Origin of the sequence: Planococcus sp. SE5232 (genome assembly GCF_050686535.1) — a bacterium.
Taxonomy (GTDB): domain Bacteria; phylum Bacillota; class Bacilli; order Bacillales_A; family Planococcaceae; genus Planococcus.
Genome location: NZ_JBOGCP010000001.1, coordinates 640,175 through 657,372, shown reverse-complemented (window position 1 = coordinate 657,372; position 17,198 = coordinate 640,175). Strand labels below are relative to the sequence as shown.

General features: G+C 43.9%; 14 protein-coding genes. All 14 read right to left on the bottom strand.

Annotation, left to right across the window (positions count from 1 at the left end; all coding sequences use genetic code 11):
- Positions 1 to 13 precede the first annotated feature (13 nt).
- Positions 14 to 1,144, bottom strand: a complete 1,131-nt coding sequence (locus tag ACRC6Q_RS03135) for a TRAP transporter substrate-binding protein (RefSeq protein WP_223639563.1) — start codon at positions 1,142 to 1,144, stop codon at positions 14 to 16.
- Positions 1,145 to 1,275: 131 nt separating this feature from the next.
- Positions 1,276 to 2,778 (bottom strand): class I adenylate-forming enzyme family protein, encoded by a 1,503-nt coding sequence (locus ACRC6Q_RS03130; RefSeq protein ID WP_223639546.1) that lies wholly within the window; start codon positions 2,776 to 2,778, stop codon positions 1,276 to 1,278.
- 13 nt (positions 2,779 to 2,791) lie between these two features.
- Complete coding sequence (locus tag ACRC6Q_RS03125) at positions 2,792 to 3,376, bottom strand: TetR/AcrR family transcriptional regulator (RefSeq protein WP_223639527.1); 585 nt, start codon at positions 3,374 to 3,376, stop codon at positions 2,792 to 2,794.
- A gap of 14 nt (positions 3,377 to 3,390) precedes the next feature.
- Entirely contained in the window at positions 3,391 to 4,539 is a 1,149-nt protein-coding gene (locus ACRC6Q_RS03120; RefSeq protein WP_431465794.1) for an acyl-CoA dehydrogenase family protein, read from the bottom strand.
- A 221-nt stretch (positions 4,540 to 4,760) separates the two neighbouring features.
- Complete coding sequence (locus ACRC6Q_RS03115) at positions 4,761 to 6,668, bottom strand: sigma-54-dependent Fis family transcriptional regulator (RefSeq protein ID WP_431465793.1); 1,908 nt, start codon at positions 6,666 to 6,668, stop codon at positions 4,761 to 4,763.
- Between the two features lie 148 nt (positions 6,669 to 6,816).
- A complete protein-coding gene (locus ACRC6Q_RS03110; protein WP_223639519.1) occupies positions 6,817 to 7,584 on the bottom strand; it encodes an SDR family NAD(P)-dependent oxidoreductase in 768 nt (255 codons plus the stop codon).
- Positions 7,585 to 7,601: 17 nt separating this feature from the next.
- Positions 7,602 to 8,771: a dihydrolipoamide acetyltransferase family protein gene (locus ACRC6Q_RS03105; RefSeq protein ID WP_431465792.1), complete on the bottom strand. Its 1,170-nt coding sequence runs from the start codon at positions 8,769 to 8,771 to the stop codon at positions 7,602 to 7,604.
- A gap of 83 nt (positions 8,772 to 8,854) precedes the next feature.
- Positions 8,855 to 9,835 (bottom strand): alpha-ketoacid dehydrogenase subunit beta, encoded by a 981-nt coding sequence (locus ACRC6Q_RS03100; RefSeq protein WP_431465791.1) that lies wholly within the window; start codon positions 9,833 to 9,835, stop codon positions 8,855 to 8,857.
- 14 nt (positions 9,836 to 9,849) lie between these two features.
- Positions 9,850 to 10,854, bottom strand: coding sequence for a thiamine pyrophosphate-dependent dehydrogenase E1 component subunit alpha (locus ACRC6Q_RS03095; RefSeq protein ID WP_223639510.1), 1,005 nt, complete (start codon positions 10,852 to 10,854; stop codon positions 9,850 to 9,852).
- A 20-nt stretch (positions 10,855 to 10,874) separates the two neighbouring features.
- Entirely contained in the window at positions 10,875 to 11,522 is a 648-nt protein-coding gene (locus ACRC6Q_RS03090; RefSeq protein ID WP_431465790.1) for an MBL fold metallo-hydrolase, read from the bottom strand.
- A gap of 286 nt (positions 11,523 to 11,808) precedes the next feature.
- The gene (rpoN, locus tag ACRC6Q_RS03085; RefSeq protein ID WP_431465789.1) at positions 11,809 to 13,113 is read right to left on the bottom strand and encodes an RNA polymerase factor sigma-54; all 1,305 of its coding nucleotides are present in this window, start codon (positions 13,111 to 13,113) and stop codon (positions 11,809 to 11,811) included.
- Positions 13,114 to 13,239: 126 nt separating this feature from the next.
- On the bottom strand, positions 13,240 to 14,226 hold the full coding sequence (locus tag ACRC6Q_RS03080) for a quinone oxidoreductase family protein (RefSeq protein WP_431465788.1): 987 nt from the start codon (positions 14,224 to 14,226) through the stop codon (positions 13,240 to 13,242).
- Positions 14,227 to 14,246: 20 nt separating this feature from the next.
- On the bottom strand, positions 14,247 to 15,638 hold the full coding sequence (locus ACRC6Q_RS03075; protein ID WP_431465787.1) for a short-chain fatty acid transporter: 1,392 nt from the start codon (positions 15,636 to 15,638) through the stop codon (positions 14,247 to 14,249).
- Positions 15,639 to 15,650: 12 nt separating this feature from the next.
- Positions 15,651 to 17,174, bottom strand: a complete 1,524-nt coding sequence (locus ACRC6Q_RS03070) for a class I adenylate-forming enzyme family protein (protein WP_223639480.1) — start codon at positions 17,172 to 17,174, stop codon at positions 15,651 to 15,653.
- Positions 17,175 to 17,198 lie beyond the last annotated feature (24 nt).

The following is a 17,198-nucleotide window of genomic DNA, read 5'->3' as shown; positions in this document are numbered from 1 at the left end:
GCTCCTGATTTAACTACTCTAAGTCTAAAATATCTTGAGGAAGAACTGCTCCGGATTCAACAAGCATATCTCTCCATAGAATAGCCATCTCCTTACCGCCCAACCCCTGTGAATCCAAATCTTCAATCCAATCATTCCACGAGTTGACGACGGCTGATTCCAGCAAATCATGCACTTCCGGAGTAACATCGTCAAAATGAGTTATTTCTCCACCCTTTTCTTTATTGGATGCAATATTCTCTTCTGTTTCGCCCATTGTCAAAGCCGCACCTTCATGCACAATCGACTCAGCATTTTCTCGGAATACCTCTTGAGTTTCAGGGGATAATGAGTCCCATGTTTCTTGAGTCATTGCAGTGTGTCCGACAAAGTGGCCTAAGTTGACTCCGGTGATTGTATGTTTGATTAGTTCATCCAATCCGAATGCAATCCAGTCAGGAGCATTATAGATGATTCCATCCAAGGCATTTCGGCTTAACGCATCATAAGCATCAGAAATCGGCATCGATTGCCCTGTTATCCCTAACTCGTTCGCTAAAATTTCATGAACGCGAGAAGCGGTACGAACACGAAGTGCAGCTGTAAAATCAGCCGCAGATTCAAACTTCTGGTTTGTCGTCGAGAGCACGTAAGGCTCTGTTGCCGGATTCGCAAAAGCTACGAGATCTTTATCTTCGAACTCCAATTGGTAGTATGTCTTTCCATCAGCGATTTCGCGGTCACTCTCCATCATTTTGGCCATGGCTTCAGTGGCGATGCCCGCATCAGAAGTTAAAGTTGGAAGCATTACCACTTCGGTATATGGAAACCTTTGCGGATCATAAGGTGGCATCAAGGTCAGTGCAATATCAATCTGCCCGGAGTTAAGCGCGTCCAATTCCCCACCGAGCGTGACCAGTTCTCCAGAAGTGAAAATATCAAATGTTGCTTGTCCACCGGATTCTTCTTCTACAGCAGTTGTTAATGGTTCAAAGAAACCTCGATGCCAGAAATGCTTGTCGGGTACACCAGAAGAGGCACGAAAGTTCTTCGCCTCTCCACCTGCTTCTGCTTCACCTGATGAAGATGAACCAGTTTCTTCACCACAAGCACTTAAAACGAGAGCACTAGCCAAAACAACAGACATCCACTTCATTTTTTCCATAATGAAATCCCCTTTGTATTTATTATTTTTTCTATTTTCCTTTAATACGATAGCTCCGGTGGCAGCAACATGGCTTTTCTGCTTCTGATAAATCTCATTTACAAGAAAACGCTTACACTTCTCCCTCCTCTTCAACCAATTTTTTCTTTAGCCCGTAATGTATGTTTTAATACTTTACCGGAAGCATTTCTTGGCAGTTCTTCCATAAATTCAACTTCGAAAGGCACCTTATATTTGGCAAGCTGCGTTGCACAATAGCTTTTGATCTCTTCTTCAGTTATAGACTGACCATTCTTCAGTACCGCATAAGCCTTCGGAACTTCGCCATAAACTTCATGCGGCACTCCCACTACAGCAGATTCCATGAGCTGTGGAATCTGGTAAAGAACTTCTTCCACTTCGACCGGGTATACATTTTCTCCGCCTCGGATGATCATATCCTTTTTGCGGTCCACGATATACAACAGCCCATCTTCATCAAATTTACCCAAGTCCCCACTATAGAGCCAGCCGTTTTTGATTGCCTGGTGAGTGGCTTCAGGATTTCTCAGATAACCTTTCATGACCTGAGGCCCTTTCACTACTATTTCTCCGACCTGCCCAACAGGAAGAGGCTCGCCAAATTCATCTACTACCTGAACGTCTGTTTGGGGCAGTTTTTCTCCAACTGACCCAATTTTTTCTAAAGCCAGATGATCTTTCAAGGTGGAGGCGGCTGGAGCATTTTCAGTCTGGCCATATAAATTTTGCACGGCTACATTCGGAAACGTTTCTTTCAATGTCTTCACCAGTTCATAAGGCATGGGGGCTGCCCCATAACCAAATAGCCGAAGGTTCGGCAGTTCAACTTTCTTGATATCAGGTAAGTTCAAAATAATACTGAACATGGCCGGTACTCCAAAGAACATTGTCGGACTTTCCTGCTGCAGCATATCAAGCGTTTTATCAGGAGAGAATGCTTCTTCAATGATGATGCTCCCGCCCTTATAAGTGACTGGAACAACAAATACATGGCTTGCTGCACAATGGAAGAGTGGTGTCGAAACAAGCATCCGGTCATTTTCCGTAATCGACATGGCTTCAGACCAGATTTCACCCGCGGCTTTCACATTGTTGTTGGTCAACATTACCCCTTTTGGTTTTCCGGTCGTTCCTGATGTATACATGACAACTGCCGTATTTTCACCCGCTAATTCAGCAGCAGTAAATAGAAGAGATTCATCCTCAAGTATTTTTCCTAACGAATCCTTTTCGCCGCCAATTACGAGTACATCCTCAAATGAATAACTGGTCTGATCAACTGTCTCTTCAATCCGAACATCATAAATCAAGGCTTTGGCTTCAGAATTCGAAAAAATATATTCAACTTCTGGTGCAGCCAGTTTCGTATTGACCGGCATAACAGTAAACCCTCCGAGCTGGACCCCGTAATAGCACACTAGAAAAACATCTGAATTCAATGAATACAAAGCGATGATGTCTTCTTTTTGATACCCCTTTTTCTGAAAATAAGCAGCTACACGCTGAGCTTTTTCGAAGAATTCTCTATAAGTCCATTCTCGTCCGTTGTAGGAAGTGTAGATTTTATCCGGATACTTTTGGACATTTGCTTCTAAATTTTCAGTAATGAACATTCTCCCCGCCCCTTTATTTCAATAATTTAATGATCGAATCCCCAAATGTTTTTTGCAGCTCTTCTTTTGAAAGCCGTCCCCCAGGCCGATACCATTGCTGGATCCAGTTCATCGACCCAAGAATGATCATTCTGGAAATCAGTGGATCATTTACTTCAAATTCACCGAATTCGACTCCCCTACCAATGATCTGATCAAATAAATGAGAATAGAATTTTCGAAGATCCAATACTGCAGTCAACTGTTCTTCCGTAAATATCTGTTCAGGTTTCAAAATCATATTAAACGTTTCTTTTTCTTCGATTGCGTAATCAATATGTGTAACGATCATTGCTCTTAAAACTGCTTCTGCTGTACCGCTTTTTTTGAGATGTTCTTCCTGTTCCTCAATGGCGGCTCCAAGCACCAGATTGTGGCATTGGAACATCAAGTCGCCTTTATTTTTGAAATAGTAATAAAGCGCTCCTTTAGTCATCAGCAGATCAGCAGCAATTTCTTCCATCGTGGCGCCGGAATACCCTCTGCGGTTCACGATAGCCACGGCGGCCATCAATATTTCCTCTTTTTTCTTTAAGGCCCTTTTTTCCGCAAGCTTCATGCTTTCTTCCACCCCTAGGCCAGAATTTTCTTGGCAATGATGTTTTTCATAATTTCTGTTGTGCCCGCATAAATGCTCGTGACAGGGATGTCGCGATAACGCCGGGCAATTTCGTATTCCTCCATATAGCCATATCCACCATGGAGCTGAAGACATTCAGCAGCAACCCTTTTAGCCATTTCACTGATCCACCACTTTGCCATGGATACTTCTTTGACAATTTCTTCGCCTGCGATATGTTTTTCTGTCAGTGTATTGACGTACGTTCTTCCTATATCGATTTCCGTCGCCATTTCGGCGATTTTGAATTGGGTATTCTGGAAATCAGCGATGCGGCTACCAAATGCTTTACGTTCTTTTACATAATCAATCGTCAAACGCAACATTTCTTCCGCCTCTACTTGAACCTGTAATGCGACAACCAGACGTTCCTGCTGCAATTTATCCATTAAGTAGTAGAATCCTTTTCCCTCTTCACCGAGCAAGTTTTCGGCAGGAACTTTAGCATCTTCAAAAATCAGTTCCGCAGTATCCCCCGAATGCATGCCCATCTTGTGGAGTTTTTTACCTGTTCGGAATCCTTCTGTACCTTTTTCAACGATCAATAGGCTGATGCCTCTGTGAGCAGGTTCCGCTTTCAAATCTGTTTTACACACCACCACAATATAATCCGCATTCTGCCCATTGGTGATGAATGTTTTTTCACCATTCAGGATATAATGATCTCCGTTTCGTTGCGCAGTCGTTTTGACGCCCGCTAAATCGGAGCCTGCACCTGGTTCAGTCATCGCAATAGCTGAAATGAATTCACCAGTTACACTCTTTGGAAGCCATTTCTCCTTTTGCTCTTCTGTCCCATATGAAGATATGTAAGGGCTTACAATATCCGAGTGAAGGCAAATACCGCTAGCAAGCCCAACTCCCACGCGTTCTAATTCCTCTGTCAATATAAATGAATATGAAAAATCTAAAGCTAGACCGCCATAATTTTCCTCCACCCACGGCAATAAGAAGCCATTCTCGCCAAGCTTCGTCCAAAACTCTCGTGGAATCGCCTTTTCTTCCTCCCATTTTTCATAAAAAGGATAAGCTTCTTTATCCAACATTTTTCTCAAGGATTTTCTGAACAGTTGATGATCTTCAGTTAAAAAAGATGCTTCCATATGTTTCCTCCTTTAAGCATTTATAATTATCTGAAAATTTGTATTTATTTCATATTACCTGCCTTTTTTTGAATATGCAATAGATTTATTACTAATACTTTAATTTTTAACGCATCGTTTAAATACTATGTGATATTACCTGCTTTCTTGGCTTCCACCAACTTGTTCCATCAGGCAGAAAAATACCTCAAACAAATATCGTTTGAGGTTTTGGGAAAAAACTATTTTTTAAAACTTTCCTTTACCGAGATATTCTGTTCACCCGCCCACCGATAGACGGTGCTGACAGACACGCCTAAAGTTTTCGCAGCCTGTTCTATTTTTTCTGAATTCCGCAAGACTGCTTTCAGCATTTGTGCTTTTGTTTCTTTTTCCATTTTTTTATATAATTCCGGATTTTCTTGTGGCGGGGTTTCTTTTGCTAAATAAGCTGGAAGATATTCCGACGTTAAAATGTCCTCGTCACAGAACACCTCCATTTGCTCTAATACATTTTTTAGCTCTCTGAGATTCCCCGGCCACTCATAAGCCATAAAGGCATTTACTGCTTCAGGTGCCAGTTTTTTTGTTCTTGAAAAATAATCGACCAGAAGTGGCAAGTCACTTTTCCTTTTCCGGAGAGGCGGAATCTCCAAGGTCAGGATATTCAAACGATAAAATAAATCAAGCCTGAATTTCTTTTCTTTTACCAGAGACAATAAGTCTTGATTGGTGGCTGCGATGATTCTGACATCCACCGATTTTGAGCGGTTTGACCCGAGAGGTGTAATCTCTCTTTCTTCCAAAACACGCAATAGGTTCGCTTGGAGGTCCAAGGGCATATCGCCGATTTCATCAAGGAGCAATGTTCCTCCATGAGCCGCTTCGAACTTCCCTTTCTTGCCGCCGCGTGCCGCATTCGTAAAAGCACCATCTACATAGCCAAATAATTCACTGGCAATCAGCTCCTGCGGAATTGAAGCACAGTTGATGGCCAGAAAAGGACCACGCTGCCTTGAACTGTCGTTATGGATAGCCTGGGCAAACAGTTCTTTCCCTGTTCCGCTTTCACCGATCAATAAAACATTTTTATCTGTTTTGGCTGCTTTTCTTGCATAGTCCACCGTTTTCCGAAAACTCTCTTCTTCTCCCACAAGAGAAGAGAACTGGTGTATTGCAGTACTGTTCATCAATTCTTTCGATACTTTCCGTTTGAGGATCAGAATATTTCCGATATGCTCCTTTTCGATTCCTATTTTTCGGGAAGTCAGAAAAAATTGGGTTCCGCCTCCACTTTCCACACTAGATTCGCCTTTCAATATCACTTCATGTTCATTGATCGTTTCAGTTAAGTCCGTTGAAAAAGACTTCAGCTTTTCAATCTCGTTTATCTTGAGCTTTTCAAAATTACTTCCTGGAAGATGAAGAAGATGTGCAGCAATTTTGTTCATACGAAGAATTTCACCATGAAGGTTAACGATGACTATTCCATCCGAAACTGATTCCAAGGCAGCATTAAAGTAATGGTTGCTCATATACTTTCCCTGCTCCAGCTCTTTTTGTTCAATCAATTTCATGATTGCTTCGGCAGCCGCCTTCACCAAAGCCAAGGAATGCGGATGAGCGGTATTCAAATAGCCGACCACTGTTATAATACCGATAATTTCAGATGAAAGCGGATCACGGATAGGGGCACTTGAACAATGGGAAGTATGCCATGCTACACAATAATGCTCTGCTCCCACCATTTGGATCGGACCACCGATTGCAATTGCTGTTCCGATGGCATTGCTTCCAGAATGCCTTTCACTCATTTTGGCGCCAACTTTGAAATTAGCACTTGCCGCATTCATAGCAATTTCACTGTCTCCAAACAATTCCAAAATGACACCCTCTTTATCTGAAAATGCAATGATGCTATCGCTTCCACGGACCACAGCGAAAAGATCATCCAATAAAGGACGGATCAGGTTCAAGAGTTCTATGTTTTTCCGGATTTTACTTTCTATTGCTTTTTCAGTGCAGATTACTGGCGCTGCCAAAAGATCGGGATTTACCCCATACTCTTTGGAACGGCTCCAAGACTCCGCTATGACTTCCCGGACTTCACCTTCCGGCGTATTCCATTTAACATGATTTGTCCAAGCCATTTTCAGCTTCCTATTTTTTTCGGGGCGCCTGACAGTTGCGTCGGTGGGTTTATATACATGTATGTCAGCCAAATCCAACCACTCCCGTTTTTAGTATGTATAGAAAAAGGGCGGACTTCCGCCCTTTTCCGATATGAAGCCACCTGCTTTAAACTGTGCTCCATCCGCCATCTACCGGCAGAATGACTCCAGTTATATAACTGGCTTCATCAGATGCCAAAAACAACGCAGCTCCGGCAATTTCTTCCGGTTCTCCCACTCTTCCAAGCGGACCCGTTTCGTAGTTTTTAGCGATTTCCGGAATATCCAGCACTTCGCTGATCATCGGTGTATTGATTGCACCCGGGCAAATGCAATTGACACGGATATTGTGCTTCCCGTAGTCGGCTGCCATCACGCGTGTCAATGCTACAACCCCGCCTTTTGACGCCGTATAGGCGTCTGCTCCAGTGACACCGATTATGCCATTTAAAGAAGAGTTATTGATGACACTCCCTTTCCCTTGCTCGATCATTACAGGAATGACATACTTCGACATCAAAAAAGTGCCATTCAGATTAATACTCATAATGCTGTTCCAGTCATCCAACGGTGTCTCTAGAATAGAGGCCATGGTGTACTTGGAACGGGAAGAAAAACCGATGCCGGCATTATTGAATAAAATATCGATGCTGCCGTATTTGTCTTGAACGACGCTAACCAGTTCTTGGACATTCTCTTCATTTGAAATGTCCGTTTTGAAAAACATTGCTTCATTTCCGGCATCAGTGATTTCTTTTTCCACTTGCTTTCCCGCTTCTTCATTCCATTCGGCAATGACGACTTTTGCTCCCTGTTCAGCGAATAGCAAAGCAGATGCTTTTCCCTGACCGCTTCCTGCTCCAGTAATGATCGCTGTTTTCCCTGCTAACCTCATAATCATCCCCCTATTCTTCAGCTCAATTCTTCCACAGTTACGTTTTCAAATGCTCTCTTTACTTCATTTGTAAAATGGGCACCTGTCACGCCATCGATAAAGCGGTGGTCGTAGCAGATCGACAAAACCATAATCGGGACAACAGAAATTTCGTCATCCTCCCCTACAATCGGCGTCTTTCGGATTGCGCCGGCAAAGATAATGGTTGATTGTGGGCTATTGACAATCGGGGTTCCCGATTCTATGCCAAGGCTTCCAAGATTGGAAATGGTGATCGTGCCATTTCCATAATCTTCCATTGCCAATTCTTTGTTTTCCGCTTTTTCGGCCAGCTGTTTGATTTCTGCAGAAATCTCCTGAATCGACTTGCTCTCTGCATTTTTCACAACCGGCACCACCAGTCCATGAGAGCTGTTGACGGCTACAGAGATATTCACTTCTTCGTAGACAGTGATTTTATTGTCGTCTTCCAACTTGCTGTTGACGAGCGGATAATTACCCACTGCATTGCTGACCGTTTTTACAATGATGTCATTCAACGAAATATCGCTGAGTTCTTTTTTCACCGCTAATGCATTTGTCATATTCACGGAGACCATTTGAGTGAACTGCGGAATGCTTTGCCAGCTGTTCAGGACATTTTGTGCCATTGCTTTCTTAACACCATTGAGTGAAATCGTCTCTTTCACTTTAATAGTTGAGCTTGAAGCTGGAGCTGATGCATTTCGGATATCTTCTTCAGTGACGATTCCATCTTTTCCAGTTCCGTTTACGGTATCCAAAGAAACCCCAAGTTCTTTTGCGAGTTTCCGCGCTCTTGGTGAAACTCCGCCTTTTCTTGCAGCTGGCTTCGATGGATCCTGAGCAACCGCTTCTTTCACAACTTCTTCTGTTTTTTCAGCAGGTGCTGCTTTGGCGTCATGTGTGTATATCGACAAATCCGCTTCTTCATCCGCCGCACCTAAAATGGCGATGACTGTATTCACCGGAACTTCTACATCCGCAGGAACGATGATTTTTTTCAATACCCCCGATTCCTGGGCTTCTATTTCCAATGTCGATTTTTCGGTTTCCAATTCAAATAAATAATCGCCTTTTTTGACTTCCTCACCTTCTTCAACCAACCATTCGGTAACTGTACCGTTTTGCATCGTCACCCCTAAACGGGGCATTTTCACTTCATACATCTTATGCACTCCCTTCTAAAAGTAATCGTGGAAAATCCAAAAAGGGGCTGGCTTGGAATCATACCTTGTCCAGCCCCTGGCTTCTAATATTCCATCAATTCATTGACCGCTTTGGTGATTTGGTCTTTACTCGGTGTATAAAATTGTTCCAGGTAAATACTCTGCGCAATGGGAACATCCGGGCTGCCGATTCTTCTGATAGGTGCACTGAGATCAAACAAAGCACCTTCTTGGATTTGAGCCGCAATTTCGGCGCCAGAGCCTCCCGTTTTCGGTTCTTCATGGACAATTAAGGCACGCCCTGTTTTTCTGACTGATTCCAAGATCGTTTCCATGTCCAAAGGAGCCAAAGTACGCGGATCAATGACCTCCACTTCCACACCCTGAACCGCCAGCTCATCAGCAGCTGCCAAAGCCGTATGGACCTGCAGAGCCGTGGCGATAATGGTGACATCTGTGCCAGAACGTTTAATGTCCGCTTTGCCGAATGGAATCAAGTATTCCTCTTCCGGAACTTCACCTTTCATATCATAAAGAACTTTATGTTCAAAGAATAATACAGCATTATTATCGCGGATTGCGGTTTTCAACAGCCCTTTAGCATCGTAAGAAGTGGAAGGAATAACGATTTGAAGCCCTGGACCGTGCATGAATAAGGCTTGAGGACTTTGTGAATGCTCTGGCCCTGCTCCGCCCGCAATACCAATAGGCAAGCGCAAAGTTACTGGCATTTCCATCTGCCCGCCATGCATGAACCGCCATTTCCCCATTTTGTTGAAAACTTCATCAAAAGCGATTCCTACAAAATCACCAAACTGCAATTCAGGAATCGGACGGGCATTTCCGGTGATCGCCATTCCCACTGCTGCCGCTACGATTGTCGGTTCAGCAATCGGTGTATCAAATACACGGGTACTTCCGAACTTTTCATACAAGCCTTTTGTTACGGCATTGATGCCGCCAAATTTACCGACGTCTTCCCCAAACAGAACTGTCGTTTCATCCCGCTCCATTTCCTCATTTAAAGCTTCCAGTAAAGCTGCACGCATTGTAATCTTTCTCATCCGTTTCTCCCCCTTTACGCGAATAGTCCTTCGTAGATTCTTTCAGGATTCGGCAGTGGTGCCGCTTCTGCTTTTTGAATAGCTTCCGCTATTTCCACATCAATCTCTTTATTGATTTTTTCAAGGTCTTCTTCTGTCACTACTTTATCGAGCATCAGTTTAGCTGCAAAGTTGGTGATTGGATCTTTCGTGTCTTTCCAGTTCTGCAGAATTTCCACATCCACATAATCGTATGGATCGCCTTCAAAATGTCCGCGATGGCGGAACGTCTGAGCTTCGATGAAAGTTGGGCCTTCTCCGCGTTTTGCCCGCTCTACCGCTTCCTTTACAACTTCGTGCATCAGCAGCACATCATTGCCGTCTACGACACAGTTTGGAATTCCATAACCGTCGGCCCAATCCGCAATATTTTCTTTGACAGAATGCGTTTCAGATACATGGCAGGAAATGGCGTATTCGTTATTTTCACAAATATAGATGATCGGCAACTTATAAAGTCCGGCCCAGTTCAAAGAACCGTGAAGCATTTCACGCGACGCTGCTCCGTCTCCAAAATACACCACTGTCACCTGATCGCTGCCAGTCAACTTCGAAGTATAGGCGGTTCCGACGCTTAATCCCAATTGGGAACCGATTGTTCCTGCCTGTCCGAGTACACCTCGCGATGGATCCGCACTGTGGACGATTCCCGCACCCAAGCCTCTCGTAGTGCCTTCAATCGTCCCGAGGAAATCCCCGTAAATTTTCGACAGCGGTACACCCTTCGCGATCTTCTGGTTACACCCTCTATGGTTGTAGTAGATATAATCCTCATCCCGCAGGTTTTGCCGGATAGAGCCCGCTGACAACCCTTCAGAACCGATGCCGGAATGATAAAATCCGGAAACTTTCCCTTCAGCCATCAACTTGATCAAATTCTCATCAAACTTTCTGATTTTCGCCATTGTCTTGTAAAAATCCACCAGCACTTCTTTCGTGTAGCTTTTTGTTTCGACTTCCTTCACATATGTCTCAGCCATTCTTTTTCACTCCTCTTTTTTTAATGGTTCAAAAAAAACGCTTTGATATTCGGAAAGAGATTATCCTTCTTTTCTGCTCCGATCTTTGTTGGTTCCCCATGCCCCGGGTAAACTTCTACATGGTCATTTAATGAATAGAGTTTTTCTTTAATGGAAGCTTTCAAAAGTTCCCGATTTCCTGATGGGAGATTCGTCGGCCCCACTAACCCGGCCAGCAAGGTGTCTCCGGAAAACAAATAGCGGTCATTCAGCAAATAGCAGACACTTCCCGGAGAATGCCCAGGTGTATGGATCACCTTTACCGAAAACTTTCCGCATTGAACCAACTCACCTCCATTCAGCAAAATATCCGGCCATTCACAAACTACTGGCTTTCCGCTTTCCGATGATAGGTTCAACACTGGATCACTCAGATATTCCGCTTCGGCATAATGAATGGCGACTGATGCGTCAGTTCTCTCTTTGAGAGCGGTCACGCCTCCAATATGATCGTAATGGCCATGCGTCAATAGGATGTAATCGACTTTCCTGTCCCCGATATACGTCAATAGTTCCGTGGATTCTTCTCCCGGATCAATCACCACACAAAATGACTCTTCATCCGATACCACATAACTATTGCTCTGGAGCTTCCCTGAGACAAACGGGACGATGCTAAGTGGCTTCATCTCAAGCCTCCTTTCCCGCAAGCTTGACTCCTTCTAAAGAAAGCGTTTTCATAAATTTGTTGATCGCCTCTTTTACAGTCTTGTTCGCTTGCATATATTGCCTTCCGCTTATCAAGAGATTTTTCTCTACCTCCTTTTGTGTCTTTTAAGGCAATGGCGCCTTCATTATTTATATATGCAAATTCCGTGCCAACTCAAAAAATGAGAGACATATGGAACTGCCCGTTCTTTGCGGCTGCATTTTTCTCATTTCCGAGAATTTCCTATAAGAAATTCCTATTTCTGCTCAGTAGCGCCGCCTGTTCATGGAATTCGCAAATTTCAATTGTTCCCGATACTTAGCTATGGTCCTTCTTGAGACCGGTACACCTTGCTGTTTCAATAAAACCTTTAATTGTTCGTCTGAATAAGGTTCAGATGGGTTTTCATTTTCAATCAAAGATGCCAGTTTAGCTTTTATGCTCAACACAGACTCTGAATGGCCAGTAGTCGAATTTGATAAACCCTGAGTGAAAAAATACTTGAAAGTATATAAGCCATAGGGTGTCTGAATATATTTATTGCTGGTGATCCGGCTGATTGTCGATTCATGAAGCTGCAATTTTTGGGCCAGATCTTTCAAACGCATAGGCTTTATAAATGATTCACCTTTTTGAAAAAATGCCTCTTGATGGTCCATGATCATTGCCGTCACATGGTATAAGGTTTCTTTTCGGCTCTTTAGGCTATTCCTTAAGAATTGGGCATCCTTTAATCGCTGTTGTACATAGCTTTCAACGTCATCTTGTTGTGATGCCAGAAGGTTTTTAATATATTTTTCATTCAATTTAATGGTGGGCAATAAATGATCGGTTACATGGATGATCCATCTTCGATCAATCTTTTCAATCACAACATCGGGTACTACATAGGAAACCGGAGATTGGGAATAGTCCTCTGCTGGATACAGCTTCAGGTTCTTGATGAAATCTGTAATTTCCTGAAGGATTTGTCTGTTGACCTTATACTTAGCCGAAAGAAAATGAAAAGAGCCCGACGCCATTTTCACCAAGTCATTTTCAATCAAAGTTTTTGCAATTTCTTTGTAGTGAAAATTCAGGCTGGAGTCAATTTGAAGCAATAGAAAATCCTTCGAGTTTGCTGTACCTATCCCCATTGGCTCCAGTTGCTGAAGCAAGCCAATCAACCCTTTCGCTTCAGCCTTGGAAATCCCGAGCATCCTCTCAGCTTCAGGGACTCCACCACTTAAAAATCCATGACTATCTAAGTTGGAAATTAAAAACTTCATCATCTTTTCCTGTCTTTTTTCGAGATTCAAAAGAACTAGTTGTTCCAGCAGTTCACTTTCCAGTTTATTTTCTGCTGCTTCAATAAATTGAATAGGATCGAGTGAACTTTTAGCCGTTGAAAAATATCTCTCCCCTTTCACATGATCAGGATGCTGAAGAAGTGGGTTTGCAGAAATCTGCTCATTTAAGAATTCCGCCAATTCCAGTGTCGAATACTGCAGAAGCTTTATCGCCTGAGATAAAGCAGGTGTCATGTGGATTTTTTTCACTTGCTTTTGCTGCAACTGAATACCGCCATACATAGACATCACCTCTGGTTTATTGGGTGTAACGGGGATTGATCTGAAGGGGAAAGGAGAGCAGGTTGGATATTTAACTACTAAACGATTGCCCCCCTTTTGGAGGGCAACGGCTCAACAGCAAATCCATTAAGGGATCAGTAGAACTTTGCCGATACTCGCCCGGCTTTCAATATGGGCATGCGCTTCCGAGGCATCCGCCATTGCAAAGCTCTTGGAGATGACAATTTTCAATTGTTTTTGCAGCAGGTATTCGGTTATCCTTTCAGCACCTTCTCTCAAGAATTCCGGGCGGTGCTTTCGGTATGTGCCCGTACTGTACCCAATGACTGAGCGACAGTTTGAATGAAGCTGATCTGTTTTTGCGATTCCTGGAACTGATCCATCATTGGCATGTCCGAAAGAGACGATTCGCCCAAATGTAGCCAAGCATTTCAAGCTCCTTTCGAAATTCTCGCCTGCTATTGTATCAAGAATGACATCTGCCCCTTTTCCTCCAGTCAATTCATTGACTTTCTCCACAAAATCCGTTGACCGATAATTGATGACTTCGTCTGCACCAAAAGATTTGGCATGTGCTACTTTTTCATCACTGCCGACAGTCCCGATAATTTTGGAAGCTCCGAAAAACTTGGCCAGCTGAATAGCGGTTGAACCGATTCCCCCTGCCGCCGCATGGATTAAGAGGATTTCCCCTTTTTCCAGCCTCGCCATTTTTTGGATGACGTTATAGGCAGTGATGCCAACGGTCAAAGAAGCTGCGGCCGTTTCGCTGCTTATTTCATCAGGTACCGGATAAGTTAAATTCTCTGGCGCCACGACATATTCAGCGTAGGAACCGCCTGTCGGAAATGCCATAACACGCTGTCCGGGCTGAAACCGGCTCACTTGATCTCCAATTTCTACAACAACTCCCGCACAATCCAGACCTGGTGTAAAAGCTGCATCTGCTGCGACTCCATGGTACTGTCCTTGGCGAGCCTTAATATCTGCAAAATTAACACTGATTGCTTCAACACGGATCAGGACCTGATGTGCATCAGGCTTTGGTTTATCGATTTCCTGAAGCTTCATCACTCCAGGAGGACCGGTCTCTTCGACGATAATCGCTTTCATGGTACCCTCTCCTTTTCTTTCTAGAAAATCAGCATACAGGCGCCTATCACTAAGCCTCCGTAAATCAAAGCAATCATGGTGTATCCCATGATATCGCGAATCTTAAGACCAGCAATCGCAAGCAATGGAATCGCCCAGAATGGCTGGATCATATTGGTCCAGCTGTCACCCCAAGCAACAGCCATCACCACTTTTGCTGGTTCGACACCCATTTCGAGCGCAGCTGGAATCACCAGTGGTGCCTGAACCGCCCACTGTCCACCACCCGAGGGGATAAAGACATTCAGAATTCCAGCCGATAGGAAAGTCCAAAGCGGCAAGGTCGTATCCGTTGAAATATTAATGAAGAAATTGGATATCAGTACTGCTAAACCGGAAGCACTCAGCATTCCCATAATGCCTGCATAGAATGGATATTGCAGAACAAATTGGCCTACGCTGCTGACGGATTTCAAAAGTCCTTGAGCAAGTTCCCGAACATTCGAGAACAATAGCAAGGCCGCTGTCAGGAAAATCAAGTTGACTGTATTCAAATCCAACGAAAATCCATTGGCAATAAAGTGATTGACCAAGTAACTTAAGCCGAGGAATCCACCTATAAGTGGAATCAGACGAGTCTTTTCAATCTTGTCATTCGGATAATTGGTTTCTTCACGAGAGTCTTCTTCGACTACCGGATCCTCTAAACGTGACTGTTCCACAATATAACGGTCTTTGGGGTTTTTCGGATGGACCAAACGCATGACAAAAGGCAGCGTGAAGAACAATGTGGCTACAATGGCAATATTGACAGCTGACAGCAAAGTTTCTGAAATAGGGATTAATCCGATTTCCCCTTCAAAGACATGTCCCGCTGTCGCAACGAAAAGCGCTGGAGAAGATGATAAACCACCTTCCCAAATCAGGAAGCCCGAATAGCCTGCTGCTACGAGTACACGATAATCGACGTCATGGACTTTCTTCGCAACCAGTTTCGCGATGATCCCTGCCACTACTAAACCGAAGGCCCAACTGATCAGGGAAGCACCCAGAGCTGTGAATGTCACCATCAAAATGGCCGAGTTCGGCGATTTGGGAATCGCCGCGATTTTTTCAAGGGTGTTAGAAACTGTCTTCGTCAATGCTAAGGCATAACTTAAAACAAAAGTGGTTATGATCTGCGCCGTGAATGTTAACAGACCCCACATTCCATCGCCCCAATAGGTCATCATGTCAAAAGGGCTTGAGTCTGTGAAAATAACTCCTGCAATAAAAGCGATGGTCGTCAGTATAATGGCAAATACGAATGCATCAGGCAACCATCGTTCTGCAATGCGGGCAAACAGCCCCGCTACTTTTGCGAGGGGATTATTTTTATTTGCGTTCAACACTCTTTCCCTTTCCAGCTCTTCTGCACTTTTCACTTTAGTCATTCCTGCTCCCCCTTAAACCCATTTTTTCATTTGCTGTTTCTGTATCTTTCCGACTGAAGTACGCGGAAACTCTTCTGTAAAGTGAATTTCCTGTGGCACCTTGAATTTAGCTAGACGTGCGCGACACCATTCCAAAAGCTCTTCTGAAGTCAACTTCCGGTTCTCCTTTAAAATGACAAAAGCATGTATAGATTCTTCATATACCGGATCTGGTACAGAGATGACCGCACTTTCGAAAACGGCATCATGTTCATTGATTACCGCTTCAACTTCTCCAGCTGCTATATTTTCCCCTGATCGTTTCATCATGTCTTTCTTTCGGTCGACAAAATAGAACAGTCCGGTCTTCGGATCCACTTTTGCCATATCTCCGGTATACAACCAGTTGTCTTGAATTGTTTCCGCAGTTGCTGCCGGATTTTTAAAATACTCTTTCATGATTGTCACACCCGGTTCACCGTAAACCGTAATTTCGCCTTCTTCGCCAGTATTGACTTCATACCCTTCTCCATCTCTTAATACCACAGAATATCCGCAAGCTTCTCCACCGATGCTGATATGGTCCTGCAAGTCTTCCACCGGATTCATCAAAGGGATGGCAATGGTTTCGGTCATTCCATATAATTGGCGGAGTTCAACTCGATACCTAGTGCGAAATTCATCATATTGCTGGTCTGTCAACGCTTGTGCATAGATGACGAGTCTTAATGAATTCTCCGCATCTTCAGGATCATAGTCTTTTTTTAGAATCATTTTAATGGGAGCTGAAAAAAGTGAACCCACTGTGGCTTTCAGCCGTTTAGACTGTTTGACATAATTGGTTGCACTGAAGCTTTCAGTAATGGCGATGCTCGCTCCAGCATAAAGCGCAGGCATTGCCATATAGTATTGGCCATTGCCATGGAACATCGGCAACACGATCAGAACGCGATCCTCTGAGCTATATCCAAGCGTTTCCGCCATCTGCTTTCCGGTATGCAAGTAATTCTGCTGCGTCAGCACTACGCCTTTCGGTTTTGAAGTTGTTCCTGATGTATACAAAATCGCGGCTTCGTCCTGGGGCGAAAGTTTCGGCAACTTCACGACTGGTTCCGCTTTTTCAATTTCAGCCTCTAGCCATATTCCTTTGTGGTCTTCTCCGAGACGAGAGAACAGCAAAGGCAGCCCAAAGCTCGAGAATTTCTGCTCGTACTCTTTTTCAGTGATGATCAGCTTGCTTTCCGAATGGTTCACCAGGTATTTCATTTCTTCTTCAGGGGATAGGATATTTGTCGGCACCATGACAGCACCGATGGACAGAATGGCAAACCACGATTTCATAAAAGCACTGCCGTTCGGCAGATGCAGCAGAATCTTATCCCCTTTCCTGATTCCGTTTTCGCTTAATACCTGTGCCAGCTTTCGGACCTGTTCCTGGAATTCAAGATAGCTCAACCTTTCCACAGAACCGTTTTTATCTTCGATCACTAGAAACTCCTTATCAGGAGCTTCTTTGCACCTTGCTGCCAGCAGCTCCGAAACAGTTGCGTATTCCATTTGTCTCCTCCTTACTTCCGTCAC